The sequence below is a fragment of the Cupriavidus numazuensis genome (assembly GCF_905397435.1).
GTDB classification, from domain to species: domain Bacteria; phylum Pseudomonadota; class Gammaproteobacteria; order Burkholderiales; family Burkholderiaceae; genus Cupriavidus; species Cupriavidus numazuensis.
This window is the reverse complement of sequence record NZ_CAJPVI010000016.1, coordinates 76,936-102,919: the sequence shown is the minus strand read 5'-3', so window position 1 is coordinate 102,919 and position 25,984 is coordinate 76,936. Positions and strand designations below refer to the sequence as shown.

Below are 25,984 nucleotides of genomic sequence, written 5' to 3'. Positions count from 1 at the left end.
ATGAAGATTGCTACCGCCGAATTCGTTGCCCCGCGCGACGACAACGCCAGGCTGCAGAACCTGTGCGGCCCGCTCGACGAAAACCTGCGCCAGATCGAGCAGGCGCTCGATGTGACCATCCAGCGCCGCGGCCACCGCATGACGATCCGCGGCGCCAACGCGCAGGACGCCGCGATTGCGCTGGAGCGTTTCTATAACCAGTCGCGCGCCGCGCTGACGGTCGACGACGTGCAGCTTGGCCTGGTCGAGACGCGCCAGATCTCCGCGCACGGCAGCTACCTGCCGCAGGCCGATGACGAGAGCGGCGCGCCCGAGTTCGAGGACGAGTCCCCGGTGCTGCACACGCGGCGCGCGGGCCTGCAGGGCCGCACCGCCATGCAGCGCGAGTACCTGCGCCATATCCTGGCGCACGACCTGACGCTCGGTGTCGGCCCGGCGGGTACCGGCAAGACCTATCTGGCCGTCGCCTGCGCGGTGGACGCGCTCGAGCGCGACTCCGTCAAGCGCATCGTGCTGACGCGCCCGGCCGTGGAAGCGGGCGAGCGCCTGGGCTTCCTGCCCGGCGACCTCGCGCAGAAGGTCGACCCGTACCTGCGTCCGCTCTATGACGCGCTGTATGACCTGCTCGGCTTCGACCGCACGCAGAAGATGTTCGAGCGCCAGATGATCGAGATCGCGCCGCTTGCGTACATGCGCGGACGCACGCTGAACCATGCGTTCATCATCCTGGACGAGGCGCAGAACACCACGCCCGAGCAGATGAAGATGTTCCTCACGCGCATCGGCTTCGGCTCCAAGGCGGTGATCACCGGCGACACCACGCAGATCGACCTGCCGCGCGGACAGAAGAGCGGGCTGGTCGAGGCGCAGCACGTGCTGCGCGATGTGCGCGGCGTCGCGTTCACACGCTTTTCCAGCATCGACGTCGTGCGCCACCCGCTGGTGGCCCGCATTGTTGATGCCTACGACGAATACCACGCCCAGCACAAGGACGCGTAATTGAAAAACAGCAAATCGAAGTCTTCCTCCGTCAGCCTCACCCTGTTCGATGGCGACGGCCGCGCGCGCAAGAGCGCCGCGCACGCCGTGCGCGTGCAGTTGCCCGACGGGCGCAGCCTGACGCTGGACCTGTCGCAGGCCGCCGACGGCGTGGTGGCGCTGCTGGCCGAACACACCGACACGCGCCAGCAAGCTGGCCTGCTGGTACGGCCCGACAACCATGATGCGCTCTCGGTGGCCGTTACCGCGACACCGGTGGTCACCACGACGGGTACGCCCGCCACGCCGCCCGCGCTCGAACTGGACGTGCAGCAAGGCGACGGCATCGGCAAGCGCGCAGGCCTGCCATCGCGCAAGCAGATCGAAGCGTGGGTGACGTCGGCGCTGTATGCCGACGCGGCCCTGACCGTGCGCTTCGTCGACGAGGAAGAAGGCCGCACGCTGAACCGCAGCTATCGCGGCAAGGACTATGCGACCAATGTGCTGACCTTTGCCTATGCGGAGAGCGAGGACGACCCGGTGACCGGCGACATCGTGCTGTGCTGCCCGGTGGTCGAAACCGAAGCCCGCGAACAGCGCAAGCCGCTCGAAGCGCACTATGCGCACCTGATCGTGCACGGCGTACTGCATGCGCAGGGCTACGAGCACGAGGACGACACCGAGGCCGAAGAAATGGAAGCGATCGAGACCGAGACGCTGCAGGCCCTTGGCTTTGACGATCCGTACCGCGACGACCATACACCGGTCGCGCACTGAAAACCGGTTCGACCACTGCTGAAGTGAGTCAACCCGCACACAGCCGGCCCCAGCGGCCGGCTGTGTCACGAGAGTAATCGGTCTTTTAGTGTATCCTTCAGACGATCTCCACCACGCGCTTGCCGCGAAATGAACGACCCCTATCCCAGTTCGAAGCCTGCCCATTTCAAGCAGTCCGATCGCCCAAGATCGCTTCTCGAACGCCTCACCGACCTGATTTCCCCTGAGCCCGAATCCCGCGCGGAGCTGCTTGCCGTGCTGCAGGATGCGCACGAGCGCAACCTGATCGACGCCGATTCGCTCTCCATGATCGAAGGCGTATTCCAGGTCTCCGAACTGACCGCGCGCGACATCATGATCCCGCGCGCACAGATGGATATGGTCAACATCGCGGACGCGCCGCAGGCCTTCATCCCCTTCATGCAGCTGACGGCGCACTCGCGCTTTCCGGTGTACGAAGGCAGCCGCGACAACATCATCGGCATCCTGCTGGCCAAGGACCTGCTGCGCTACTACACGGACGAGCAGTTCGACCTGCGCGAAACGCTGCGCCCCGCCGTGTTCATCCCGGAATCGAAGCGCCTGAACATCCTGCTGCGCGAGTTCCGCAACAACCGCAACCACATTGCCATCGTCGTCGATGAGTACGGCGGCGTGGCCGGACTGGTCACGATCGAAGACGTGCTCGAACAGATCGTCGGCGACATCGAGGACGAGTTCGACCTCGACGAAGACCAGGACAACATCCTGCCGCTGCCCGACGGCGGCTGGCGCGTGCATGGCCTGACCGAGATCTCGCAGTTCAATGAGGCCTTTGGCACGGCGTTCTCGGACCACGACGTCGACACCGTGGGCGGGTTGCTGACCAACCATCTAGGCCACGTGCCGCATCGCGGCGAGATCATCACGCTTCCGCCCGTCAGCTTCGAAGTGCTGCGCGCCGATGCGCGCCAGGTGCACCTGCTGCTCGTGCACCGCGAGTCGTCCACGAACCACCTGACCGACGCATGAAGCGCCAGGCTCCAGTCCTGGCCAGCGCCCCCGGCGCAGAACGCGCTCGCGTCTCCGGCGCGACCATGGCGCGCCTGCTGCTGGCCGGCATGCTCGGCATCGCCCATACGCAAGCCTTTGCCCCGCATGACTGGTGGTGGCTGCAGATTCTGTCGCTGGCCGGCCTGGCCGCGCTGGTCGCCGACGCGCCGCGCGCGCGGGTAGCCGCCGCCACGGGTTATGCGTTCGGCCTGGGCTGGTTCCTGTCCGGTATCTGGTGGCTCTACATCAGCATGCACGTCTACGGCGAGATGCCGGCCTGGATGGCCGCGCTTGCCGTAGTGCTGTTCAGTGCGTTCCTGTCGCTCTACCCCGCGCTGGCCGGTGCCGCGTGGCATCGCGTTGCCACGCGGCTGCCGCGCCTGTCGATCTGGTCCCCGCTTGCCTTCGGCGCGGCCTGGGGATTGTCGGAATGGCTGCGCGGCGTTGTCTTCACGGGATTCCCCTGGCTATCGGGCGGCTATGCGCATGTCGACGGTCCGCTGGCCGGCTTTGCGCCGCTCTTCGGCGTGTACGGCATCGGCACGCTGGCGGCGACGGTGGCGGCACTGCTGGTGCTGGCGGTGCGCGCGTTTGCGCAGCGTACCCACGGCCGCGGGATCGTTGCCGCCATGCTCGCCGTGGCCGTGCCTGCAGCGGGGGCTGCCCTGGCACCGCTGGCCTGGACTACACCCGCCGGCAAGCCGATCACAGTCAGGCTGCTGCAAGGCAATGTGCCGCAGGACATCAAGTTCGAGCAGGCCGGTGTGCAGCGTTCGATCGAACTCTACCGCGACATGATCACGGCAACGCCGGCCGATCTTATCGTGACGCCGGAAACCGCTTTCCCGGTCATCCTGCAGGACCTGCCGGTCGAGGTCGCGATCGTCATGCGCGACTTCATGGAGAAATCGGGCACCACCGTGCTGTTCGGTGCGGCGGGCGCCGATTCTGCGGTCGATTTCACCAACAGCGTGTTTGGGATCGGTCCGCAAGCGCGCCAACTCTACCGCTACAACAAGCATCATCTGGTGCCGTTCGGCGAGTTCATCCCGATGGGCTTCCACTGGTTCGTCGACATGATGAAGATGCCGCTCGGCGACTTCCGGCGCGGCGGGCTGGACCAGCCGCCGATGCCCGTGCGCGGCATCCGCGTGGCGCCGAATATCTGCTACGAGGATCTGTTCGGCGAGGATATCGCCCAGACCCTGCGGCACCAGGCCGAGCCGGCAAACATGATGGCCAACCTGACCAACCTGGCGTGGTTCGGCGACACCATTGCCCTGGACCAGCATCTGCAGATTTCGCGCATGCGTGCGCTGGAAATGCGCCGCCCGATGCTGCGCGCGACCAATACCGGCATGACGGCGGTCGTAGCGCCGGACGGCACGGTGCAAGCGCGCCTGCCGACGTTCACCGTTGATACGCTGACGGCATCGGTGCAGGGCATGCAGGGGCTGACGCCCTATATTCGCTGGGGAAATGTGCCGGTGCTGGCCTGGTTCGTGGCCGTGCTGGCTGTCATGGCCTGGCGCGTGCGGCGCGCAGGCTGAGGCACCTGTGCGATCACAGGCGGCAGGTGTAGCAGGACGCGTCCGTCACGGGTAGTGCGAGGCGCGGCCAGCCTCGGGCATTGCCATGGTGTTGCCCGGCAATGCCGTATCGCAGCGGCCTGGCGAATCAGCCAAGCAGGCTCGTCACAGCCGAAACGGCTGCCGCGGCGATCATGACCGCGATGGCGAGCAGGTAAGGTTTGCGAGAAAGAAGTGCCATGACCCATGTCCCCATTGATAGCTGACAGCGGAATCCCCCAAACGGACATTTCGTGCAGCTTGCGCGGCATCGGTGTCCACTGTCCTTCGCAACTCTGTATGCAGGTTGCTTGTTAATACTGTATACAAAAACATTATCGGCAAGGGTAAGCCCCCCCTGAAATCCCCGTCGGTGTTTTCCCCATGCGTTGCGAAAGCCCGACATGGCGTGTGTCCCCGCAAACGCAGGCCAGTGGCTAAAAAACCGATAGAATTCAGGGTTTAGCACCAACCGAATGCGTCGCCCGCTGCACTTTATTTGCAGCCCGCGCCTGTAAGGGCGCGGCATTGCGGCGGGATCCCGATCTAGCCTCCCCTATGCTGACCTTCCAACAAATGATTCTGACCCTGCAGGCCTACTGGGACCGGCAGGGCTGCGCACTCCTGCAACCTATCGATCTGGAGGTCGGCGCGGGAACTTCGCACGTGCACACCTTCCTGCGCGCGATCGGGCCCGAGCCGTGGCGTGCGGCCTACGTGCAGCCGTCGCGCCGTCCCAAGGATGGCCGCTACGGCGAGAACCCCAACCGTCTGCAGCACTACTACCAGTACCAGGTCGTGCTCAAGCCGGCGCCGGAGAACATCCTTGAGCTGTACCTCGGCTCGCTCGAGGCGCTCGGTCTGGATCTCAAGCAGAACGACATCCGCTTCGTCGAGGACGACTGGGAGAACCCGACCCTGGGCGCATGGGGCCTGGGCTGGGAAGTCTGGCTCAACGGCATGGAAGTGACGCAGTTCACCTACTTCCAGCAGGTCGGCGGCATCGACTGCAAGCCGATCACGGGCGAGATCACCTACGGCATCGAGCGTCTGGCGATGTACCTGCAGAAGGTCGAGAACGTCTATGACCTGGTGTGGACCGAGTGGGAAGAGAACGGCGAAACGCGCCGCCTGACCTACGGCGACGTCTACCACCAGAACGAGGTCGAGCAGTCGACGTACAACTTCGAGCACAGCAACACCGAAATCCTGTTCCGCCATTTTGCCGAGCATGAGGGCGAGGCGAAGCGCCTGATGGGGGATACCGGCACGGAAGAACAGGCCGTCACCGGCGCTCGCCTGGCCCTGCCCGCCTACGAACAGGTGCTCAAGGCCGCTCACACGTTCAACCTGCTGGACGCACGCGGCGCGATTTCCGTGACCGAGCGCGCCGCCTATATCGGCCGCATCCGCAATCTTTCACGCCAGGTGGCGCAGGCCTACTACGACTCGCGTGAAGCGCTGGGCTTCCCGATGTGCGGCGGGGCCAAGGCATGACGGTGCTCGCGCGCAGCGCACTGTGCTGCGCCCTGGCAATGGCCGTGGTGACGGCGCCGGCTGGTGCCGCCGCGCGCGCACAAGCCGCGCCCAGCCCGCAGGCGCTGCTGTTGCCGGCCGAGCTGTCCAACGTTTGCGAAGCCGACCCGCAGGCGCTGCAGCTTGCCATGGCACGCCACTGGCGGCCGTCGCTGAACGCGCTCGACCAGTGGACGCAGCTGGTGCGGTCGTTTGCCTGCGACCTGTCCGGCTCGCGCGATCTTGGCTGGCACCGGGTGCCGCTGCGCGCGTACGAGAGCGCGATCCGCTATCCGCTGACCTGGGTCGAGACGGAAGACCGCAATGGACGGCCACGCCGCGTCGTGCGCACCTACTACTCGGCCGCGCAACTACCGCCGAAGATAGATTTCTGGGTGGGCGGACGCATCGACGAAATCCGCTACGACAAGCGGCTGCGCCGCATCGAAGCGCGCTTTCCGGCCGCGGGCACCCGCGGCGCCGCCAGCAACGGCGCGGCCAGTGCCGTAGCCGTGGCGCAGTGCGCGTCCACCACGCTGCAATTCCGGCAACAGAACGGCCTCTGGCTGCTCTCCGGAGTCGAACCTAATCTTGAGCCGCGCTGCTGATTGCAGCGCGTGCCACAACTTGTTGGAAACGATTCATGTCGCAACCCATGACCGACTCGCTGCTGATCGAACTGTTCACCGAAGAGCTGCCCCCGAAGGCCCTGGCGCGCCTGGGCGACGCCTTCGCGCAGGGCCTGTTCGCCGGCCTGCGCGAGCGCGACCTGCTTGAAACCGATGCCGCTGTCACGCCCTATGCTTCGCCGCGCCGCCTGGCCGCGCTGGTGACCGGCGTGCGCCGCAGCGCGCCCGACCGCGAGCAGCGCGAGAAGGTCCTGCCGCTGACCGTGGCGCTGGGCGCCAACGGCGAACCCACCGCGCCGCTGGCCAAGAAGCTTGCCGCGCTGGCCAAATCCGTCGGCGTGGCCGACATCGACTGGCAGACGCTGGAGCGTGCCTCCGACGGCAAGGCCGAGGCCTTCTTCTACCGCTACACCGCCAAGGGTGCCGAACTCGCGGCCGGCCTGCAGGCCGCGCTGGACGACACCATCGGCAAGCTGCCGATCCCGAAGGTGATGAGCTACCAGCGCCCGGGCGGCGAAACGGTGCACTTCGTGCGCCCCGCGCACCGGCTGATCGCGCTGTTCGGCAGCGAAATCGTGCCCGTTACCGTGCTCGGCCTGCCGGCCAGCAACCTGACGCAGGGCCACCGCTTCCTGTCGCACGGCGCGTTCGAGATCGCGCACGCGACGCAGTACGCCGACACGCTGCTCGAGCAGGGCAAGGTGATCGCGAGCTACGCGCAGCGCCGCGAATCGATCCGCGAGCAACTGCTGAAGGCCGCAGGGGCCGACCAGGTCGTGATGCCCGAAGCGCTGCTCGACGAAGTGAACTCGCTGGTGGAATGGCCGGTGGTCTACGCGTGCCATTTCGAGGAAGCCTTCCTGGCCGTGCCGCAGGAATGCCTGATCCTGACCATGCAGACGAACCAGAAGTACTTCGCGCTGACCGATGCCGAAGGCCATCTGCGTAACCGCTTCCTGATCGTTTCCAACCTCGCTACCGAAACGCCGCAGTCGATCATCACCGGCAACGAGCGCGTGGTGCGTCCGCGCTTGGCCGATGCCAAGTTCTTCTTCGACCAGGACCGCAAGAAGACGCTGGCCTCGCGCGTGCCGCAGCTTGCGAGCGTGGTCTACCACAACAAGATCGGCACGCAGCTTGACCGCGTGCAGCGCCTGCAGCAGATCGCCGGCCATATCGCCGATGCAATGAATGCCTCGGGCGTCGCCGTCGACAAGGCCGCCGCCATGCGCGGCGCCGAACTGGCCAAGGCGGACCTGCTGACCGATATGGTCGGCGAGTTCCCCGAGCTGCAAGGCACCATGGGCACGTACTACGCGCGCCACGACGATGAAGCCGAGGATGTGGCGCTGGCCTGCTCCGAGCACTACCGCCCGCGCTTTGCCGGCGACGCGCTGCCTGAAGGCGCCGTCAGCACCGCCGTGGCGCTCGCGGACAAGCTCGAGACGCTGGTCGGCATCTGGGGCATCGGCCTGCAGCCCACCGGCGAAAAGGATCCGTTCGCGCTGCGCCGCCACGCGCTGGGCATCCTGCGCATGCTGATCGAGAAGCCGCTGGCCCTGTCCGTCGACGCGCTGCTCGCGCTGACCCAGCAAGCCTTTGCCGGCGTGCCGGCCGTCAAGCCGGCACCCGACGAGATTGCCGACTTCCTTTATGACCGTGTGCGCGGTTACCTGAAGGACAAGGGCTACACCACGAATGAAGTCGAGGCCGTGGTGAGCCTGCGCCCGCAGCAGCTGCACGATGTGCTCGGCCGCCTGGAAGCCGTGCGCACGTTCGCCGCGCTGCCGGAAGCCGAGGCACTGGCCGCCGCCAACAAGCGCATCACGAACATCCTGAAGAAGAACGCCGAAGCCGCGCAGGACATCGCCGCGGTCAACCCGGCCCTGTTCCAGGAAGATGCCGAACGCGCGCTGCACGGCGCCATCGAACGCGTGCGTCCGGAAGCGGAAGCCGCGTTCGCGCGTGGCGACTTCACCAGCGCGCTGCGCGACCTGGCCCAGCTGCGTGAAGCCGTCGACGGCTTCTTCGACAACGTGATGGTGATGGCCGAGGACGTGCAGCTGCGCGCCAACCGCCTCGCACTGCTGGCCTCGCTGCACGCGCTGGCCAACCGCGTGGCCGACATCTCCAAGCTGGCGGCCTGATCGCCCTGCCCACGCCATCACGCCACCGCCAACCGGACGCCAGACATGCCGCAGACACCGCCCAAATTCGTCGTCCTGGATCGCGACGGGGTCATCAACCTCGACAGCGACCAGTTCGTCAAATCGCCCGACGAATGGGTGCCGATCGAAGGCAGCCTCGAAGCCATCGCCGCGATGAACCAGGCGGGCTACCGCGTGGTTGTCGCCAGCAATCAGTCGGGCATCGGCCGCGGCCTGTTCGAGATGAGCGCGCTCAACGGCATGCACGAAAAGATGTACAAGGCGCTGGCGCACCTCGGCGGGCGTGTGGACGCGGTGTTCTTCTGCCCGCATACCGCGGCCGACGGTTGCGATTGCCGCAAGCCCAAGCCTGGCCTGCTCGACCAGATCAGCGAACGGTTCGGCATCGAACTCAAGGGCGTGCCGATCGTCGGCGACTCGCTGCGCGATCTGGAGGCCGGCGTGGCGGTCGGCTGCACGCCGCACCTGGTCCTCACCGGCAAAGGCCAGAAGACGCTGGACAAGGGCGGCCTGCCGCCCGGCACACGCGTCCATGACGACCTGCGCGCGTTCGCCCGCTGGCTGTCCGGCGGCGATGGCCAACCCCGCGCAACCTCGTCCTGATTCCCGCTGCTTCGCCAGCCCCCTATCAAGCGCCCCCTCGATGATTTTTTTGCGTTCCTTTCTGTTCGCGCTGTACCTGCTGGTACTGACGCCTCCCTACGCGTGCACCTGCTTTATCGTGTTTCCGTTCCTGAACGCGGCGCGGCGCTTCGACTTCGTGCGCGGCTGGACCCGCCTGGTGATCGGTGCCGCGCGCGTGCTATGCGGCATCCGCTACCAGATGGAAGGCCGCCAGCATCTCGACGAGATGCTCGACAAGCCCGTGGTGCTGCTCTCCAAGCACCAGTCCGCGTGGGAAACCGTGGCCTATGTCGCGCTGATGCCCAAGCCGCTGTGCTACGTCTTCAAGCGCGAGTTGCTGCTGGTGCCGTTCTTCGGCTGGGCGCTCGGCATGCTGAAGATGGTGCACATCAACCGCAAGGAAGGCACCAAGGCGTTCTCCTCCGCCGCACGGCAGGGTCGTGAGCGCCTCGCCGAAGGCGCCTGGATCATCATGTTCCCCGAGGGCACGCGTACGCCGTCCGGCCTGGAAAATCCGCGCTACAAGAGCGGCGGCGCCCGGCTCGCCGTGGAAACCGGCGCATGGGTGATCCCGATGGCCGTGAACTCGGGCCGTGTGTGGCCGCGCAACTCCTTCCTCAAGTACCCGGGCACGATCACGATCTCCATCGGACCGTCGATCCCGTCGGCCAACAAGACCGCCGACCAGCTCAACCAGGAAGTGCGCAACTGGATCGAGCACGACATGCGCCGCATCGACTCGCAGAGTTACCGGAAAGCCGCTGCATGAGCTTGCTGCGCCCGCCCCACGACCCCCCCGGCGCACAGCTGGAACTGCCGCTGACCGACAGCGGCCAGGGGATCGTCGCCGGGCTGGCACCGCAGGCTCCCGAGCCGACTGCTGCCGCATGGCCTGCGCGGCAGCCCGATGCGCGCAGGCTCCAGGTCGGCGAACACACGCTGCACTACGGGCTCAAGCGCTCGTCACGCCGCACGATCGGCTTCACCGTCGATGACCGCGGCCTGTCGATTACGGCGCCGCGCTGGGTCACGATCGCCGACGTCGAATCCGCGATCTTCGAGAAACAGCGCTGGATCTTCACCAAGCTAGCCGAGTGGCGCCAGCGTGAATCGAAGCGCGTGCTGCCGACCGTGCAATGGCGCGATGGTGCCAACCTGCCCTTCCTCGGGCAAACCATCACGCTGTCGCTCGAGTCGCCAATCGGCGCGGTGCTGTTCAATGGCGAGACCCGGATCCTGCACCTGTCGCTCCCCGCGCACGCCGACGAGCAACAGATCAAGGACCGCGTCCAGAGCTGGCTGCAGCAGCAGGCACGCCGCCTGCTGCCCCAGCGGCTCGACGTCTACGCCGAGCGCCTGGGCGTGCGCCACACGGGATTCGCGCTGACCTCTGCGGCCACGCGCTGGGGCAGCTGCACCGCGGACGGCAAGATCCGCCTGAACTGGCGGCTCATGCACTTCCCGATGTCGATGATCGACTATGTCGCGGCGCACGAACTGGCGCACCTCAAGGAGATGAATCACGGCCCGCGCTTCTGGGAAACCGTGGAATCGATCTTCCCGGAATTCCGCGACGCGCGTGCGCAGCTGCGCGCGCATCCGCCCGAGCTGCTTCCGACGTTCTGAGCCGTTGTTTCGCGCGCGCAGCCGCCCTGCTCGTCCGCCGGTGCGTTTCGCGCAAACGCACTAAAATGACGCACTCCCTCCAAGAACGACCCGACCCATAGGGCATCTCAAATGCGACTCCTCCACACCATGCTGCGCGTCGGCGACCTGCAGCGCTCCATCGATTTCTACACCCGCGTGCTCGGCATGCAGCTGCTGCGCCAGAGCGACAACCCGGAATACAAGTACCGCCTGGCCTTCGTCGGCTATGGCCCGGAAAGCGAGACCGCGGTACTGGAACTGACCTACAACTACGGCGTCGATCAGTATGACCTCGGCACCGCCTACGGCCATATCGCGCTGGAAACCGACAACGCCGCCGCGGCCTGCGACCGCATCCGCGTAGCGGGCGGCAAGGTCACGCGTGAAGCCGGTCCGGTCAAGGGCGGTACCACCGTGATCGCCTTCGTCGAAGACCCGGACGGCTACAAGATCGAACTGATCGAGCGCCATTCCACGCGCGACGCCGGCCGTCCCTGAGCGCGCCCGGCATGGACGCGCAAACCCTGAGCCGGCGCCCGCTCGATGGCGCCGCCATCGGTCTGATGGTGGTGCTGTGCGCCGCCTGGGGACTGCAGCAGGTCGTCATCAAGCTGACCGCGCCGCTGATGGGCGCGGTACTTCAGGCGGGCGTGCGGTCCGCCGTTGCAGCGCTGCTGGTGTTCGGTTTTGCCGCGTGGCGCGGCACGCCGATCTGGCGGCGTGATGGCACGCTCGGCGCAGGCCTGCTCGCAGGGCTGCTGTTCGGTGCCGAGTTCTTCTGTATCTTCGTCGGGCTCGGCCACACCACGGCATCGCGCATGGCGGTGTTCCTGTACACCGCGCCGATCTTCACAGCGATCGGGCTGCATTTCGCCGTGGCCGGCGAGCGGCTGCACCGTGGCCAGTGGCTCGGCGTCGTGCTGGCCTTCTGCGGCATTGTGCTCGCGTTTGCCGATGGCATGACGGCTACATCCGCGCACGGCAACACGCTGGCTGGCGATGCGCTGGGGGTGGTGGCGGGCTTGCTGTGGGCGGCGACCACCGTCGTCGTGCGTGCGACGCCGCTGGCGAGTGCGCCGGCCAGCAAGACGTTGCTCTATCAGCTCGCGGTATCCGGCGTGCTGCTGTTGGCTATGGCGTTGATGGCTGGACAGGCCGAGAGCGTGCAGGTCAACGGCATGGTGCTGGCCAGCCTGTTCTACCAGTCGGTGCTGATAGCGTTTGCGAGCTATCTCGCCTGGTTCTGGCTGCTGCGCCGGTATCTGGCGTCGCGGTTGTCGGTGTTCTCGTTCCTGACGCCGCTGTTTGGCGTGGCGTTCGGTGTGGTGCTGATGCACGACGCGGTGGGGCCGCGGTTTGCTGTGGCGGCGTTGCTGGTGCTATGCGGGATCGTGCTGGTGAACCGCCGTACCTGAGACACAGGATCCAGGCATGAAAAAAAAGCGCGGAGAACCCGCGCGTTCAGATTGCTGACAAACCTGGCATGCCAGCTTGTTTGCTCCCCTCTCCCGCTTGCGGGAGAGGGGTTGGGGGAGAGGGCAGGCGCATGGCAAGCACAGTAGCGCCTCACTTCGTGGGGACTCCTGCCCTCTCCCCCGCCCCTCTCCCATAAATGGGAGAGGGGAGACAACACTCGCAGCTTTGACTCTGTCAGCGACTACCAAACGAGAACATCCCCAACGCCTCCCGCACCTCATCCAGCGTCTGCTGGGTAATGGCCTTGGCCCGGTTAGTCCCTTCGCGCAGCAGATCAAACACATAGTCCGGATCCTTGGCGAGTTGCTCACGGCGCTCGCGAATCGGGCCCAGCAGTTCGTTCAGCACGCCTTCGACACGGCGCTTGAGCACCATGTCGCCCAGGCCGCCTCGGCGATAGTGCGCCTTGAGCTCTTCGACTTCTTCGGTATTCGGATCAAAGGCATCGAGGTAAGTGAACACCATATTGCCTTCGACCTTGCCCGGATCGGATACCTTCAGGTGGTCCGGATCGGTGTACATGCTGTGCACCGCCGCCTTGACCTGCTCGGGGCTGGCGCCCAGCGCAATCGCATTGCCCTGCGACTTGCTCATCTTGGCCTTGCCGTCGACGCCCGGCAGGCGGCCGAACTTTGGAATCAGGGCCTGGCATTCCTTGAGCACGTCACGACCAACCTGATGGTTGATGCGGCGAACGATCTCGTTGGTCTGCTCGATCAGCGGAGCCTGGTCTTCACCGACCGGCACGATGTCGGCCTTGAACGCGGTGATGTCCGCGGCCTGCGCAGCCGGATAGCACATGAAGCCTGCCGGGATGTCGCGGCCGAATCCGCGCGCCTGGATCTCTTCCTTGATCGTCGGGTTGCGCTCCAGGCGCGAGACCGTGACGAAGTTCAGGTACATCAGCGTCAGTTCGGCAAGTGCCGGCAGGTACGACTGCACCGTGATGGTGGTCTTGGTCGGGTCGATGCCGACGGCCAGGTAGTCCAGCGCCACTTCCAGCACGTTGCGACGGACCTTGTCGGGATCGTGCGCGTTGTCGGTCATGGCCTGCGTATCGGCCAACAACAGATACTGCTCATGCGTATCCTGCAGCTGCACGCGAGTCTTCAGCGAGCCGACGTAGTGGCCGAGATGCAGCGGGCCGGTGGGACGATCGCCGGTCAGGATGACGGGTCGCTTGGTGGTTTGCGTGTTGGCTGTCATTGCGGAAATTCGCGGAAATTTGGAGATGTAAGCGGTCCGGCCATCAGGCGGCCGATCTGTCGGATGCATCGCCGCCCAGGCGGCGCGCCAGTTCGACGTACTCGCCGACCGGCACCTCTTCGGCGCGGCGGCCAAGGTCGAAGCCGATCGCCTCGAAATCGACCTGGTCGCGCAGGAACGAAAGCGTATTGCGCAGCACCTTGCGCCGCTGCGAGAACGCGGCCGTCACCAGGTCGCCGAGCACGGTGATGTCGCAATCGGCATGCGGCGAACGCAGCCGGCCGCTTTCCGTGCGCGGCCACGGGATCATGCGCACCACGGCGGAATCCACCTTCGGCGGCGGATTGAACGAACCCGGCGGCACATCGAGCACATGCTCCATGTGGTAGCGCACCTGCAGCATGATCGACAGGCGGCCGAAGGCCTTGCTGCCCGGTTCCGCCACCATGCGGTCGACCACTTCCTTCTGCAGCATGAAGTGCTGGTCGTGCACGTGGTCGGCGTAGTCCATCAGGTGGAACAGCAGCGGGCTCGAAATGTTGTACGGCAGGTTGCCGACAATGCGCAACGGCCGCCCCGGCACCGCGAGCCTGCCGAAGTCGAAGGCCAGCGCGTCGCCGGCATGGACCTGCAGGCGGTCGCCATAGCGGCGCCGCAGGCGCTCGACCAGGTCGCGGTCCAGCTCGACCACTTGCATCTGCGGCACGCGCTCGAGCAACGGATCGGTCAGCGCGCCGAGGCCCGGGCCGATCTCCACGAGCACATCGTCGGCCAGCGGATTGATGGCATTGACGATGCCGTGGATGATGGAATCGTCGACCAGGAAGTTCTGGCCGAATCGCTTGCGGGCCACGTGGCCCTGGTGCATGTTTGAACGCATGGAGGAATACACCACTAGTGTGGCGGCCTGGCTGAAGCATGCCTGCCGTTGGCATGCCCGGCCATGGTCACCGCACTGCGGATAGCCTCGATCATGCTGCCGTGCTCGGCCTGGCCGCTGCCGGCCAGGTCGAGCGCGGTGCCGTGGTCGACCGAGGTGCGGATAAAGGGCAGGCCCAGCGTGATGTTCACGCCGTGCCCGAACGTGCCGTACTTCAGGGGCGCGAGCCCCTGGTCATGGTACATCGCCAGCACGCAGTCGGCGTCGCGCAGGTGGCGCGGCTGGAACAGCGTGTCGGCCGGATACGGGCCGCGCGCGTCGATACCGGCATCGCGCGCCTGCGCCAGCGCTGGTTCGATGACGTTGATCTCCTCGCGCCCCATGTGGCCGCTCTCGCCCGCGTGGGGATTGAGTCCGGTCACCAGGATGCGGGGGCGTGCAATGCCGAACCAGCGGCGCAGGTCGGCGTCGATGATCGACAGCGTCTCGATCAGCAGCGGCACCGTTACGGCGTCGGCCACCGCGCGCAGCGGCAGGTGCGTCGTGGCCAGCGCCACGCGCAGCATGGCGTTGGCATGCGCCGGCTGGGGGCCGGCCAGCATCATCACCACGCGCGGCACGCCCGCGGCCTCGGCGAGGTATTCGGTATGGCCGGTGAACGGCACGCCGGCATCGTTGATCGTGCTCTTCTGCACGGGCGCCGTGACCATGGCCGCGTAGCGCGCGGGGGCGCCGGCATGCGTGCGGCAGCCCGCAATCGCAGCATCAAGCATCGCCAGCACATACGGGCCGTTGCGCGCATCGAGCCGGCCCGGGTCGCACGCGACGGCCAGCGGCACATGATGGATGACCACTTCGCCCTCGGCGATGCGGCGCTCCCACGCATGCACCACGCCTAGCGCCGCGGCCCGGGAAGCCAGCAGGTGCGCATCACCAAGCACATGGTAACGGGCGTGCCCGTTCTGACCCGCGAGCTGCAACAACGCCCCGATGGTGATGTCGGGGCCGATACCGGCGGGTTCACCGGTAGAAATGGCTAGCGCAAGCGGGTCGGGCATGTCGCGGGTCGTGAGGCGGGTGCGAGGGTACGTCAGCGCTGTCGGTTGACGCGGTACTCGACGTACGCCGCCGAACGCAGCTGGCGCACCCAGTCATCATAGGCCGCGCGCAGCTTCTGCTCGCGGATTTCGGCGCGCGCGAAGTCGCGCTGCTTCTCGGGGGCCATTTCGGTTTCGCGGCGGTTCTGTACCTGGATCAGGTGTACGCCAAACTGCGTAACCACCGGCTCCGAGATCTCGCCGGGACGCAGCCGGTTCATGGCCTGCTCGAATTCGGGAACCAGTTCGCCAGGCGAGACCCAGCCCAGATCGCCGCCGGCCTGCGCCGAGCCGTCCTGCGAGAAGCGCTTGGCGGCGTCGGCAAAGTCGCCGCCGTGCGTGATGCGGTCACGCAGCGTGCCGAGCTGGCGGCGCGCCTCGGCTTCGGGCATGTTCGGGCCCGTACGGATCAGGATGTGGCGGACCTGGGTCTGCGTGATGCGCGATGCGGCGGCCGGGCTGGAGGCCGAGGCCGACGCGGGCGCCGCGCGCTTGGCGGTCAGCTTCAGGATGTGGAAACCGTTGGCGCTTTCCACCACCTCGGGCGCCACGGCGCCCGGCTGCAGGTCGACCACGGCATTGGCGAACAGCGCCGGCAGGCGGCCAATTTCGCGGAAGCCCATCGCACCGCCCTGCGCCGCTTCCGGCCCTTGGGAATTCGCTTGCGCGAGCTGGGCGAAGTCGGCACCGCCCTGCGCCTGCTTGAGCAGTTGCTCGGCCTTGGTCTTGAGTTCCTGCTTCTGCGCATCGGAGGCATTCTCCGGCACGCGCAACAGGATCTGGGACACATTGAACTCGGTCGGCCCGGTGGCCGCCGCGCCCTGGCCGCCACGCGCGGCGAGGTAGTTGTCGATCTCGCCGTCGTAGACCTGTACCTTCGAGTCCACTTCGCGTTCGCGCAGGCGGATCACCTGCACCTGCTTGCGCAGTTCGTCGCGATACTTGGTCCACGTCATGCCGCTGGCCTCGACACGGCGACGCAGTTCCGTCGCGCTCAGGCGGTTCTGCTGTGCGACGGATTCGATCGCGCGGTCCAGTTCCTGGTCAGTCACCTTGATGCCGGCATCCTGCGCGGCCTGGGTCTGCACGCGCTCCATGATCAGGCGCTCGAGCACTTCGCCGAGCAGGTCCGCGCGCGGCGGCGCCGGCCGGTTGGCGGTGCGCAGTTGCGCTTCGATCTCGTCGGCACGGTCGAGCAGTTCGCGGCGCGTGATCACGCTGTTGTTGACCACCGCGACCACTTCATCGACGAGTTGCGAACGCTTCCCGCCGCTGCTCGGCTGCGGCACGCCGAGTTGCGGCTGGCTCGACGGCACCGCCACATCCGACGATTGCGGCACGAAGATGCCTGTGGCGCGCGGCGCTTGCGAAGGCGCCTTGAGCTGGGCCAGGGCCGGGCCGGCCATGGCAGCGAGCACGGCCGGCAGTAGAACGCGGCGCCACGGCGACAACATCAGGGTCAGGGAAAACAAGGCGAATTCTTGACGTTTCATCGTAATCCGTCATTCATAGTGATCAAACTGGGTCGTCGGCACCGGCTTGGCGGTGACGGGTTCGTACCCAGGAACATTCAGGCGCAGGATATCGAGCGGATTCGAGCCGATCTTCGACAGTCCGCGGAACTCCACCTGCAGGAAGATCCGGCCGGTATAGCCCTGCGTGGTATTGCGGTAACGCTGGTAGACCACGCGCCCCACCCAGCAGTCGGCCGCGTATTCCAGGCCGGCCAGCGCATCGACCATCTGGTTTGCATTGCGGTCGAACGCGAAACGGCCTATGCCATAGGCGCGCTGGGTAATGGGCCACTGGCCGGAAATTTCGAACTGGTCGATGGCGGTGTTATCCGTCACCGACGTGGCGCGGCGGTAGCGGTAGCCCATATTGAGCAGCTTGCGCGGCTCCGGACGCCACGCGAACGCCAGGTTCGAGTAGTTGATGTGTTCCGAATCCGGATTGTATTGGATGCCTGCATCCACGTAGTAGCCACGGAACAGCTGGATGGTCGTGGCCGCCAGCAGGTCGGAGCTACCGGCCTTCGGATCGGGCAGCGTGCCGTTGATCTGCACGCGCTGCCCCGTGAAGTCGTAGCGCTGCGCAATGGTGCCGCGGAAGCGCTCGACACCAGTATCGGCTTCGATCAGGCGAGTGGTCAGGCCTGCCGTAAGCTTGTTGTTGTCGGCTACGCGGTCATAGCCGGTGAACGGGTTCTCGGAAAAGATCTGGCCGTAGCCGAAGTCCGACTGCACGGTATCGAACAGCGGGAACTGGCTCTGGTCGCGGAACGGCGTGTAGACGTAGAACAGCCGCGGCTCGAGCGTCTGCAGATAGTTGACCCCGAACAATCGGCTCATGGTCGGCGCGTCGCGCTCGAAGGTCATGCCGGAGTCGAAGCTGAAGGTCGGGACCGTGCGCGACAGGTTGTTCTGCGCTGTCGGCGTATTGCTTTGCGCCTCCATCTGGTACTGCGTCGCATTGAAGATGACCTTCGGCGTCGCATACCAGCCCGGCCGCACGATCGGGTAGCTGATGGTCGGCTGCACGAACATGCGCTCGCCCTGCGGCTGCTGGAAGCCCGTCGAGGTCAGCGGGATGCGGAAACGCGTGTAGTCGGCCTCCACCTGCACGTCGAAGCCGCCGAGGTCATAGCGGAGGTACTTGCCGTTGAGCTGCGGCTCGCGCTCGTAGGACGGTCCGCTCGGCAACAGCGTCTGGAACTTCTGCACACGCGCAAGGACTGTGAAGTCCTGCCAGTTATACGTGACACCACCTTCCTGGATGTACTGCCGCTGCGTCGATTGCGCCACGGTACGCGTCAGGTCGTCCGGATACCTGTCGTCCGATACCCGGTTCAGGTTCAGGTAGGCGTTGAGCCCTTTCGCCAGGTTCTGGTTATGCTGGAACGAATAGGACCAGCGGTTGGTGTTGGTCTGGCGGTCGTCCGGCAGGATTTCAGCGCGCAGCCGCCCCGAATAACCTTGCCCGATGTACCGGTAGTCGCCGCCGAGCATGAAACCGCGCGACGTCATGATGCGCGGATACAGCGTCAGGTCACGGTTCGGCGCAATGTTGAAGTAGTACGGGAGCGTGACGTCGAGGCCCGATTTCGACCCGTAGCCGAACAGCGGCGACAGGAAACCGCTGCGGCGCTCGTCGTTGAGCGGGAAGCTGAACACCGGCGCGCCCGCGATCGGCACGTCGAAGAAATGCAGCACGCCGCCGTATGCCACGCCTACTTGCCGATCGCTGTCCAGGTCGAGCTGGCGTGCGCTGAAGTACCAGTCGGCGTTGTCCGGCGAGCAGGTGGTGTACGTGGCCCGCTTGATCACGCTGCGGTCCTTGTCCACGAAGTCGATGCGTTCGGCCTTGCCCGTACCGCCGGTCTGCTGGAAGTAGTAGTCGGGCGAGAGCATGTACCCCTCGTTCGCCTCGACCTTCATACGAGCCTCGGGGCCCACGGCCAGCGCGCCGCCGCGCGACACGCGGGCATTGCCGTGCGCGAAGGCTTCGTCAGTGTCCTGGTCGTAGGTCAGCTTGTCGCCCTTGACCACGGCGCCGCCGCGGCGCAATTCGGCATTGCCTTCGAGCACTACGCCACGCTCGTTGTAGCCGGTGAGCCGGTCGCCCGACACGAATGCCGGTGGATTTTCCCCAGGCTGGGTGGTTTTCGCGGGCTCGGCCAGGCGCGGCACGAGCTCGCCGGACACAGGCGGCGCCAACGGCACTTCCGGGGCGGTTTCCACCACGGACTCGGTCTGGTCGATGTCTGGCACCGCCGAACTGGACATCTGGGCGTGCGCGCCCACCGACAGGCCGGCCATGGCCAGCACCAGCGGCCGCAGGGCGCTGGCAGGCAGCCGGCCGGTGCGGCTGGATAGGCCGGAAAGCGCAGGCGGCTTGTTGGCTCGTTTGTTCGGTGATCGTCGTTGTTCGGTCATGCGAGCGGGTTGTCAGTCACGTCGGCGGCGACGGCTTGCCTGCTAGCCGCCAGCCCCCCACGGAACAGGCTGCGGGGCAACGGTGGGCCCCTCCCGGGGGCCGCCCGGCGCCCGGGTCTGGTCGGGTATTATACGGGGCAACCAATTCTCCATTTCCGGCATGGCAGCACTTCTTCACGACCCACGCCTGGACCAGCTCAAATCCTGGGTGTCCGGACTCGGTCCGGACTGGTCCATCGACCCCGATTCCTGCACCCCCGCTTCGTCCGACGCGAGCTTCCGGCGCTACTTCCGCGTGAGCACAGGCAACGCCGCGCATCCGACCGCCATCGTGATGGATGCGCCGCCTTCGCATGAAGATTGCCGGCCGTTCGTCCATGTCGCCGCACTGTTCGGCGCCGCTGGCGTCACGGTGCCGACGGTGCTCGAACAGGATCTCGACCAAGGCTTCCTGCTGCTGGCCGACCTGGGCAGCCAGACTTATCTGTCGCGGCTCGACGACTCCTCCGCCAGCGGCATGTACGCCGACGCGGCGGTCGCCCTCGTCCGTATCCAGGCCGCGACCCGTGCCGGCGAGCTGCCCGCCTACGACCGCGCCCTGCTCCAGCGTGAGCTGGACCTGTTTCCGCAGTGGTACATCGCCAAGCATCTTGGCGCGACGCTGACCGACGCCCAGCAGGCCGACTTGCGCGAAGTGATGGATACGCTGCTCGCTAACAACCTCGCGCAGCCGCAGGTCTACGTGCACCGCGACTACCACTCGCGCAACCTGATGGTGCTGCCCAGTGGCACCAACCCCGGCGTGCTCGACTTTCAGGACGCCGTGATCGGCCCGATCACCTACGACGCGGTGTCGCTGTGGCGCGATGCCTACATCGAATGGGACGAGGAACAGCAGCTCGACTGGCTGATCCGCTACTGGGAGCGCGCGCGCAAGGCCGGGCTACCGGTGAACGCCGACTTCGGCGAGTTCTACCGCGATTACGAGTGGATGGGCCTGCAGCGCCACCTGAAGGTGCTCGGCATCTTCGCGCGCCTGTACCACCGCGACGGCAAGGACGGCTATCTCGCCAACCTGCCGCTGGTGCTCAAGTACACGCGCCAGGTCGCCGGCCGCTACACCGAACTGCGCAAACTGATCCGCCTGCTCGACGCGCTCGAAGGCGCCGCAAGCCCGGCCGGCTACACGTTCTGAACGGGGGCCGAGCAGTGCCCCCTACCGGCCTTCCTGAAAGCTCCGAGACCATCACCCGCTCCGGCGAGTGGTGGGCCGGCATGCGCGCGCTCGCGCCCATGCTGCTGGGCGTAGTGCCGTTCGGCCTGATCTATGGCGTGCTGGCAGTCGGCGCCGGCATGCCCGCGTGGCTCGCCTGCGCGATGAGCGCCATCGTGTTCGGCGGCGCGTCGCAGATGATCCTCACGCAATTGTGGTCGGCCGGCACGCCGGCACTGGTCATCGCGGTCACGGTGGCGATGGTGAACCTGCGCCATGCGCTCTACTCGGCCACGATCGCGCCGACGCTCGCGCACCTGCCGCGCCGCTGGAAGGCACTGATTGCCTATCTGCTGACCGATGAGGCGTTCGCCGCGATGACGCACCGGCTGGCCGACACCGGGCCGCGCCAGCGCTATCGCCATTGGTACTACTTCGGCGGCGGCTTCGCGCTGTGGGCAAGCTGGCAGGTCTCGACGCTGGCCGGCGTACTGGTCGGCGCGCAAGTGCCGCGCGACTGGCCGCTCGACTTTTTCTTGCCGCTGACGTTCATCGGCATCATCGTGCCGGGCCTCAAGCACCGTGCACAGGTGGCAGCGGCGCTGGTGGCCACTGCCCTTGCCGTGGCCTGCTTCGGCATGCCGCACAAGCTCGGCCTGATGGTCGCGGCGCTGGGCGGCATTGCCGCCGGCATGCTGCTGCTCGGCCGCGGCAAGATCTCCGGCAAGCGCCCGGCAGGCAAGGCCGCCGTCGGCAAGGAGGCAGCATGAGTTCGCTGACCTTGCTCTGGGTGTTCCTTGGCGCGGGGCTGGCCACGTTCCTGATCCGCCTGTCGTTCATCGCCGTGGAGGGCCGCGTGCGGCTGCCGGCATGGTTCCGTACCGCGCTGCAGTTCGTGCCGGCGGCCATGCTGTCCGCGCTGATCGCGCCCGACCTGCTGATGCGAAGCGGTGAACTGTACGTGAGCCCGTTCAACGCGAGGCTGGTGGCCGGCCTGGTCGCCATCGTGATCGCCGCGCGCACGCGCAGCATCGGCTGGACCATCATTGGCGGCATGGCCACCCTGCTCGCCATGGAGACCCTGATTTGAAAGCCATGATCTTTGCCGCGGGCCGCGGCGACCGCATGCGCCCGCTGACCGACGCCTGCCCCAAGCCGCTGCTGGCGATCGGCGGCAAACCACTGATCGTCTGGAAGATCGAGGCGCTCGTGCGCGCGGGCCTGCGCGACATCGTCATCAACCATGCGTGGCTCGGCGAGCAGATCGAAGCGGCGCTCGGCGATGGCAGCCGATTCGGCGCGCGCATCGCGTACTCGGCAGAAGGCAGCGCGCTCGAAACCGCCGGCGGCATCGCCAAGGCGCTGCCGCTGTTGTCGCAGGCACCGGAACGCGGCGAGATCTTCCTGGCTGTTTCCGGCGATATCTTCTGTGAGTATGACTTCCGCACGTTGTTGCCACGTGCTAGCGAAATGGCCGGCGCGCCGTCGCCGCGCATGCATCTGGTGATGGTGCCGAACCCGCCGTTCCACCCCGCAGGCGACTTCGCGCTCAGGCCCGACGGCCTGCTTGCACTCGATGCAGCGCCGGACGCCGAGCGTCTGACGTTCGGCAATATTGGCCTCTATGACACTCGGCTGTTCACCGACATTGCCCCAGGCACCAAGGTCGCCATGACGCCGAGCTACCGCGCAGCCATTGCGGCAGGCACAGCCACCGGCGAGCGCTTCGACGGCCGCTGGGAAAACGTCGGCACCCCTGCGCAGCTCGCCGCGCTGAACGACGCTGTCGCTGCGCGCACCACCGCCATCGCAAGCGGCGCCTGAGCCGCTTGCCGGCCCCGCCGGGCCATGTGCGCCGGCGGCGTTAGAATCTGATGCATTCCCCCTACACAGTTGGCGATCCTATGTCCGCACCCGATTCAGCCCTCTTGTCCGCCTGCCGCGATCGCCGCGCGCGCGTGCTGCAGCACCTGCGCAGTGGCGGCGGTGGCGTGGCCATCCTGCCCACGGCGCCGGAAGCCATGCGCAACCGCGACAGCGACTATCCGTACCGGCACGACAGCTATTTCTATTACCTGACCGGCTTCACCGAGCCCGAGTCCGTACTGGTGCTGGTCGCCGGCCAGGGTACCGAGGCCGACCGCAGCATCCTGTTCTGCCGCCCCAAGCATGAAGAGCGCGAGATCTGGGACGGCTTCCGCTACGGCCCCGAAGGCGCACGCGCGACCTTCGGCTTCGATGAAGCGCATTCGGTCGAAGAGATCGACGCGATCCTGCCCGGCCTGCTTGCCAACCGCGCTCAGCTCGCCTATCCGCTCGCGGCCTCGACGCGCACCGACATGCAGGTGCGCCGCTGGCTCGACGCGGTGCGCATGCAGGGCCGCGCGGGTGTCGCGGCGCCGTCGGTGGCGACCGACATCCGCACGCTGCTCGACGAAATGCGGCTGATCAAGGATGCCGGCGAGCTGGCCACCATGCGCCGCGCCGGCGAAATCTCCGCAGGCGCCCACGTGCGCGCCATGCAGGCGACGCGTCACGGCCTGCGCGAATACCACCTGGAAGCCGAGTTGCTGTACGAATTCCGCCGCCACGGCGCGCAGAGCGTGGCCTACAACTCGATCGTCGCGGCCGGTCCCAATGCCTGCGTGCTGCACTACCGCGCGGGTCCTGCCGAGCTGCGCGACGGCGATCTGTGCCTGATCGATGCGGGCTGCGAGTTCGATGGCTACGCCTCCGATATCACGCGCACGTTCCCCGTATCGGGCCGCTTCTCGCCGGCCCAGCGCGAACTCTATGACTTGGTGGTAGCCGCGCAGGAGGCCGCCATTGCGGAGACTCGCGTGGGCGTGCCCTACAACGTGCCGCACGATGCCGCGGTACGCGTGCTCGCGCAGGGCATGCTCGACACCGGCCTGCTCGACCGCAACAAGGACGGCACGCTCGACGACGTGCTGGCCAGCGGCAGCTATCGCCGCTTCTACATGCACCGCACCGGCCACTGGCTCGGCATGGACGTGCATGACGTAGGCGAGTACCGCTCGGCCGCGCCCGCGGCAGACGGCGAACGCCCGTGGCGGCCGCTCGAGCCGGGCATGGTGGTAACGGTCGAACCCGGCATCTACGTGCGCCCGGCCGACGACGTGCCCGAACGCTACTGGCATATCGGCATCCGCATCGAGGATGATGCCGTGGTCACGAACGGCGACTGCGAGATCATCACGCGCGGCGTGCCGGTCAAGGCCGACGAGATCGAAGCCCTGATGCGCGACCGCAACACCCTGAACGGAGGCAAGGCATGATCGGATGGCTGCGCCGACTGTTCCCCGGCAATACCGGAACGCCGCATAACCCGCCTGTGAAGCGCCACATCGATCCGAGCGAACCGTTCGTGATCAACCTCTACGATGACCGCATCGTGGTGCACCGCCCCGACGGCCAGCGCGAGGAAGTCATGTGGGACACGCTCGAACGTGTCGTGGTGCGCGTGTCCAACGCATCGCCGTGGGCGGGCAAGGTCTGGCTGATCCTCATCGGCGCCGCAGACAGCGGCCAGGGCTGCGTGACGCCGATGGACGCCGCCAACGCCACCGCCCTGCTGGAACGGCTGCAGGCACTGCCCGGCTTCAACCAGCAGAAGCTCGACAACGCGCTGCGCGATGCCTCGGCCGGCAAGTCGCGCTCCGACGCGGTCTGCTGGAAGCGCGGCGCGCCGGCGGAACCCACCTCGGACCTCAATACGGACGGGAGTGCCGGCAATGACGCAGGCCGAACCTGAAGTCCGCGACATCGCCATCGTCGGTGGCGGACCGGTAGGGCTGGCGCTGGCTTGCCAGCTGCTGCTGGCCACCGACTGGCGCATCACGCTGATCGACGCCGCCACGCCGGCGCGCGCGGCGCGCGACCCGCGCGCCATCGCGCTGTCCCACGGCAGCCGCCAGTTGCTGGAGCAGATCGGCGCGTGGCCTGTCGCCGGTACGGCGATCGAGCATATCCATGTCTCGCAGCGCGGGCGCCTGGGCCATGTGAAGCTGCACCACGAGGACTATGGGGTGCCGGCGCTGGGCTACGTGGTGCGCTATGGCGAGCTGTGCAACGTGCTCGAGCGCGCGCTCGGCCGGGCCGCGCAACAGGCAGGCGAGTCGCGCCTGCTCCGTATATTCGAAACCCGCATCGATGACCTGCAGCAGGACCCGCTGATCGGCGGCGACTTCGACGGCATCGATGCGATGAGCGGCGCGGTCCATCTCACCGGCACGGCGACCGACGGTCAGGTGGCGCGCTTTACCGCGCGCATCGCGATCCAGGCCGAAGGCGGCCTGTTTCACCAGCAGGTCGCGCATGCGGGCCACGGCGCAAGGCATCGCGACTACCGCCAGACTGCGGTGATCGGCCACGTTGCGTGCTCGCGGCCACGGCCGGGTTGGGCCTGGGAGCGGTTCACCGAGGAAGGGCCGCTGGCGCTGCTGCCCTATGACGAGCACGGCATCGACGGCTACGCGCTGGTCTGGTGCTGCCCGCCCGATCAGGCAGCGCGGCGCATCGCGCTGAGCGATGCGGAGTTCGTGGCGGAGCTGAATGCGGTGTTTGGCGACCGCCTGGGCCGCTTCACGCTGGCGGGCAAGCGCCACGCGTTCCCGCTCGGGCTCAATGCCGCGCCCGTGACGGTCGAAGGCCGCATCGCGGCAGTCGGCAATGCGGCTCAGACGCTACACCCGGTGGCGGGCCAGGGCCTGAACCTGGGCCTTCGCGATGCTTTTGCGCTCGCCGATTCCCTGCGTGCCGGCTGCTCGCCGCGCTCACTGCAGGCCTTCGCATCCCGCCACAGGCTGGACCGAGCTGTGACGATTGGCGTCACCGACCTGCTGCCGCGCGTGTTCGGCATCCCTTCCCCGCTGGCCGCGCATGCGCGTGGCGCGTCCTTGGCGGCGCTGGCTTGCATGCCGCCGCTCAAGCATGCGTTGGCGCGGCACATGATGTACGGCATGCGCCGATGATCCGCCATGACGGGACCGCGAGAGCGGCTCCCGCCATGCGCCAGGTAATCTATTCGAGGCATTTTCGGACTTCGCCACTTGCTTTGATGCTCAATTCTTGGGCAGCAGCAGTCGTTTGGCGGTAGAATCCAGCCCTCGCTCATGCCCGTGAACATTGCCGACAGCCGTTTCGGCACGGGTGTGTTTTTTCGTTTCACTCCAGTTACGCCGCCAGGCGGTCCTGTTTTGCGTTGCGCAGCACGCGT

Annotated in this window: 24 protein-coding genes; 19 read left to right on the top strand and 5 right to left on the bottom strand. The window is 66.8% G+C overall.

Annotated features, from left to right (window positions below; all coding sequences use genetic code 11):
- The 12 genes from KHO41_RS14720 (at position 1) to KHO41_RS14665 (ending at position 12,353) form a co-directional block, all read left to right on the top strand.
- Positions 1 to 999, top strand: coding sequence for a PhoH family protein (locus KHO41_RS14720; protein WP_211954063.1), 999 nt, complete (start codon positions 1 to 3; stop codon positions 997 to 999).
- The gene (gene ybeY / locus KHO41_RS14715; RefSeq protein ID WP_211954012.1) at positions 1,000 to 1,755 is read left to right on the top strand and encodes an rRNA maturation RNase YbeY; all 756 of its coding nucleotides are present in this window, start codon (positions 1,000 to 1,002) and stop codon (positions 1,753 to 1,755) included. It begins immediately after the preceding gene.
- A 129-nt stretch (positions 1,756 to 1,884) separates the two neighbouring features.
- A complete protein-coding gene (locus KHO41_RS14710; RefSeq protein WP_211954011.1) occupies positions 1,885 to 2,766 on the top strand; it encodes an HlyC/CorC family transporter in 882 nt (293 codons plus the stop codon).
- Positions 2,763 to 4,337, top strand: a complete 1,575-nt coding sequence (lnt, locus tag KHO41_RS14705; RefSeq protein WP_211954010.1) for an apolipoprotein N-acyltransferase — start codon at positions 2,763 to 2,765, stop codon at positions 4,335 to 4,337. Before KHO41_RS14710 ends, lnt begins: the two co-directional genes overlap by 4 nt.
- Positions 4,338 to 4,913: 576 nt before the next feature.
- Complete coding sequence (glyQ, locus tag KHO41_RS14700; protein WP_211954009.1) at positions 4,914 to 5,852, top strand: glycine--tRNA ligase subunit alpha; 939 nt, start codon at positions 4,914 to 4,916, stop codon at positions 5,850 to 5,852.
- Positions 5,849 to 6,478, top strand: coding sequence for a hypothetical protein (locus KHO41_RS14695; RefSeq protein WP_211954008.1), 630 nt, complete (start codon positions 5,849 to 5,851; stop codon positions 6,476 to 6,478). The genes glyQ and KHO41_RS14695 overlap by 4 nt, the downstream gene beginning before the upstream one ends.
- A gap of 35 nt (positions 6,479 to 6,513) precedes the next feature.
- On the top strand, positions 6,514 to 8,646 hold the full coding sequence (glyS, locus tag KHO41_RS14690) for a glycine--tRNA ligase subunit beta (RefSeq protein ID WP_211954007.1): 2,133 nt from the start codon (positions 6,514 to 6,516) through the stop codon (positions 8,644 to 8,646).
- A gap of 45 nt (positions 8,647 to 8,691) precedes the next feature.
- Complete coding sequence (gene gmhB / locus KHO41_RS14685) at positions 8,692 to 9,270, top strand: D-glycero-beta-D-manno-heptose 1,7-bisphosphate 7-phosphatase (protein ID WP_211954006.1); 579 nt, start codon at positions 8,692 to 8,694, stop codon at positions 9,268 to 9,270.
- A gap of 40 nt (positions 9,271 to 9,310) precedes the next feature.
- Positions 9,311 to 10,060: a lysophospholipid acyltransferase family protein gene (locus KHO41_RS14680; RefSeq protein ID WP_211954005.1), complete on the top strand. Its 750-nt coding sequence runs from the start codon at positions 9,311 to 9,313 to the stop codon at positions 10,058 to 10,060.
- Positions 10,057 to 10,917 carry a M48 family metallopeptidase gene (locus KHO41_RS14675; protein ID WP_211954004.1) on the top strand — a complete coding sequence of 287 codons (861 nt, stop codon included), beginning with the start codon at positions 10,057 to 10,059 and terminating at the stop codon, positions 10,915 to 10,917. Before KHO41_RS14680 ends, KHO41_RS14675 begins: the two co-directional genes overlap by 4 nt.
- A gap of 111 nt (positions 10,918 to 11,028) precedes the next feature.
- Positions 11,029 to 11,436: a lactoylglutathione lyase gene (gene gloA, locus KHO41_RS14670; RefSeq protein WP_211954003.1), complete on the top strand. Its 408-nt coding sequence runs from the start codon at positions 11,029 to 11,031 to the stop codon at positions 11,434 to 11,436.
- Between the two features lie 11 nt (positions 11,437 to 11,447).
- A complete protein-coding gene (locus KHO41_RS14665; protein ID WP_211954002.1) occupies positions 11,448 to 12,353 on the top strand; it encodes a DMT family transporter in 906 nt (301 codons plus the stop codon).
- 235 nt (positions 12,354 to 12,588) lie between these two features.
- On the opposite strand, the gene trpS is transcribed toward KHO41_RS14665, so the two are convergent.
- The 5 genes from trpS to KHO41_RS14640 are packed head-to-tail and all read right to left on the bottom strand — an operon-like array spanning position 12,589 to position 19,532.
- Complete coding sequence (trpS, locus tag KHO41_RS14660; RefSeq protein WP_211954001.1) at positions 12,589 to 13,620, bottom strand: tryptophan--tRNA ligase; 1,032 nt, start codon at positions 13,618 to 13,620, stop codon at positions 12,589 to 12,591.
- A 43-nt stretch (positions 13,621 to 13,663) separates the two neighbouring features.
- Positions 13,664 to 14,500, bottom strand: a complete 837-nt coding sequence (rsmA, locus tag KHO41_RS14655; RefSeq protein ID WP_211954000.1) for a 16S rRNA (adenine(1518)-N(6)/adenine(1519)-N(6))-dimethyltransferase RsmA — start codon at positions 14,498 to 14,500, stop codon at positions 13,664 to 13,666.
- A gap of 14 nt (positions 14,501 to 14,514) precedes the next feature.
- Entirely contained in the window at positions 14,515 to 15,558 is a 1,044-nt protein-coding gene (pdxA, locus tag KHO41_RS14650; protein ID WP_211953999.1) for a 4-hydroxythreonine-4-phosphate dehydrogenase PdxA, read from the bottom strand.
- A 32-nt stretch (positions 15,559 to 15,590) separates the two neighbouring features.
- A complete protein-coding gene (locus KHO41_RS14645) occupies positions 15,591 to 17,090 on the bottom strand; it encodes a peptidylprolyl isomerase (RefSeq protein WP_211953998.1) in 1,500 nt (499 codons plus the stop codon).
- 9 nt (positions 17,091 to 17,099) lie between these two features.
- Positions 17,100 to 19,532: an LPS-assembly protein LptD gene (locus KHO41_RS14640; RefSeq protein WP_211953997.1), complete on the bottom strand. Its 2,433-nt coding sequence runs from the start codon at positions 19,530 to 19,532 to the stop codon at positions 17,100 to 17,102.
- A 160-nt stretch (positions 19,533 to 19,692) separates the two neighbouring features.
- Here KHO41_RS14640 and KHO41_RS14635 point away from each other — a divergent pair, with 160 nt between their 5' ends.
- The 7 genes from KHO41_RS14635 to KHO41_RS14605 all read left to right on the top strand — a co-directional run bounded on the left by KHO41_RS14635 (position 19,693) and on the right by KHO41_RS14605 (position 25,739).
- A complete protein-coding gene (locus KHO41_RS14635; protein ID WP_211953996.1) occupies positions 19,693 to 20,727 on the top strand; it encodes an aminoglycoside phosphotransferase family protein in 1,035 nt (344 codons plus the stop codon).
- 80 nt (positions 20,728 to 20,807) lie between these two features.
- On the top strand, positions 20,808 to 21,515 hold the full coding sequence (locus KHO41_RS14630; protein WP_244873848.1) for an AzlC family ABC transporter permease: 708 nt from the start codon (positions 20,808 to 20,810) through the stop codon (positions 21,513 to 21,515).
- The gene (locus KHO41_RS14625) at positions 21,512 to 21,835 is read left to right on the top strand and encodes an AzlD domain-containing protein (protein WP_211953994.1); all 324 of its coding nucleotides are present in this window, start codon (positions 21,512 to 21,514) and stop codon (positions 21,833 to 21,835) included. The genes KHO41_RS14630 and KHO41_RS14625 overlap by 4 nt, the downstream gene beginning before the upstream one ends.
- The gene (murU, locus tag KHO41_RS14620; RefSeq protein ID WP_211953993.1) at positions 21,832 to 22,569 is read left to right on the top strand and encodes an N-acetylmuramate alpha-1-phosphate uridylyltransferase MurU; all 738 of its coding nucleotides are present in this window, start codon (positions 21,832 to 21,834) and stop codon (positions 22,567 to 22,569) included. The genes KHO41_RS14625 and murU overlap by 4 nt, the downstream gene beginning before the upstream one ends.
- 80 nt (positions 22,570 to 22,649) lie before the next feature.
- Positions 22,650 to 24,044 carry an aminopeptidase P N-terminal domain-containing protein gene (locus tag KHO41_RS14615; protein ID WP_211953992.1) on the top strand — a complete coding sequence of 465 codons (1,395 nt, stop codon included), beginning with the start codon at positions 22,650 to 22,652 and terminating at the stop codon, positions 24,042 to 24,044.
- Positions 24,041 to 24,520, top strand: a complete 480-nt coding sequence (locus KHO41_RS14610) for a hypothetical protein (protein WP_211953991.1) — start codon at positions 24,041 to 24,043, stop codon at positions 24,518 to 24,520. The genes KHO41_RS14615 and KHO41_RS14610 overlap by 4 nt, the downstream gene beginning before the upstream one ends.
- A complete protein-coding gene (locus tag KHO41_RS14605; RefSeq protein ID WP_211953990.1) occupies positions 24,501 to 25,739 on the top strand; it encodes a UbiH/UbiF/VisC/COQ6 family ubiquinone biosynthesis hydroxylase in 1,239 nt (412 codons plus the stop codon). The genes KHO41_RS14610 and KHO41_RS14605 overlap by 20 nt, the downstream gene beginning before the upstream one ends.
- Positions 25,740 to 25,984 lie beyond the last annotated feature (245 nt).

Bases quoted from the DNA above. Each gene is read 5' to 3' on its own strand.
- KHO41_RS14720 (WP_211954063.1), top strand. From the start codon at position 1: ATGAAGATTGCTACCGCCGAATTCGTTGCCCCGCGCGACGACAACGCC.
- KHO41_RS14710 (WP_211954011.1), top strand. From the start codon at position 1,885: ATGAACGACCCCTATCCCAGTTCGAAGCCTGCCCATTTCAAGCAGTCC.
- lnt (WP_211954010.1), top strand. From the start codon at position 2,763: ATGAAGCGCCAGGCTCCAGTCCTGGCCAGCGCCCCCGGCGCAGAACGC.
- glyQ (WP_211954009.1), top strand. From the start codon at position 4,914: ATGCTGACCTTCCAACAAATGATTCTGACCCTGCAGGCCTACTGGGAC.
- KHO41_RS14695 (WP_211954008.1), top strand. From the start codon at position 5,849: ATGACGGTGCTCGCGCGCAGCGCACTGTGCTGCGCCCTGGCAATGGCC.
- glyS (WP_211954007.1), top strand. From the start codon at position 6,514: ATGTCGCAACCCATGACCGACTCGCTGCTGATCGAACTGTTCACCGAA.
- gmhB (WP_211954006.1), top strand. From the start codon at position 8,692: ATGCCGCAGACACCGCCCAAATTCGTCGTCCTGGATCGCGACGGGGTC.
- KHO41_RS14680 (WP_211954005.1), top strand. From the start codon at position 9,311: ATGATTTTTTTGCGTTCCTTTCTGTTCGCGCTGTACCTGCTGGTACTG.
- KHO41_RS14675 (WP_211954004.1), top strand. From the start codon at position 10,057: ATGAGCTTGCTGCGCCCGCCCCACGACCCCCCCGGCGCACAGCTGGAA.
- gloA (WP_211954003.1), top strand. From the start codon at position 11,029: ATGCGACTCCTCCACACCATGCTGCGCGTCGGCGACCTGCAGCGCTCC.
- KHO41_RS14665 (WP_211954002.1), top strand. From the start codon at position 11,448: ATGGACGCGCAAACCCTGAGCCGGCGCCCGCTCGATGGCGCCGCCATC.
- trpS (WP_211954001.1), bottom strand. From the start codon at position 13,620: ATGACAGCCAACACGCAAACCACCAAGCGACCCGTCATCCTGACCGGC.
- rsmA (WP_211954000.1), bottom strand. From the start codon at position 14,500: ATGCGTTCAAACATGCACCAGGGCCACGTGGCCCGCAAGCGATTCGGC.
- pdxA (WP_211953999.1), bottom strand. From the start codon at position 15,558: ATGCCCGACCCGCTTGCGCTAGCCATTTCTACCGGTGAACCCGCCGGT.
- KHO41_RS14645 (WP_211953998.1), bottom strand. From the start codon at position 17,090: ATGAAACGTCAAGAATTCGCCTTGTTTTCCCTGACCCTGATGTTGTCG.
- KHO41_RS14640 (WP_211953997.1), bottom strand. From the start codon at position 19,532: ATGACCGAACAACGACGATCACCGAACAAACGAGCCAACAAGCCGCCT.
- KHO41_RS14635 (WP_211953996.1), top strand. From the start codon at position 19,693: ATGGCAGCACTTCTTCACGACCCACGCCTGGACCAGCTCAAATCCTGG.
- KHO41_RS14630 (WP_244873848.1), top strand. From the start codon at position 20,808: ATGCGCGCGCTCGCGCCCATGCTGCTGGGCGTAGTGCCGTTCGGCCTG.
- KHO41_RS14625 (WP_211953994.1), top strand. From the start codon at position 21,512: ATGAGTTCGCTGACCTTGCTCTGGGTGTTCCTTGGCGCGGGGCTGGCC.
- KHO41_RS14615 (WP_211953992.1), top strand. From the start codon at position 22,650: ATGTCCGCACCCGATTCAGCCCTCTTGTCCGCCTGCCGCGATCGCCGC.
- KHO41_RS14610 (WP_211953991.1), top strand. From the start codon at position 24,041: ATGATCGGATGGCTGCGCCGACTGTTCCCCGGCAATACCGGAACGCCG.
- KHO41_RS14605 (WP_211953990.1), top strand. From the start codon at position 24,501: ATGACGCAGGCCGAACCTGAAGTCCGCGACATCGCCATCGTCGGTGGC.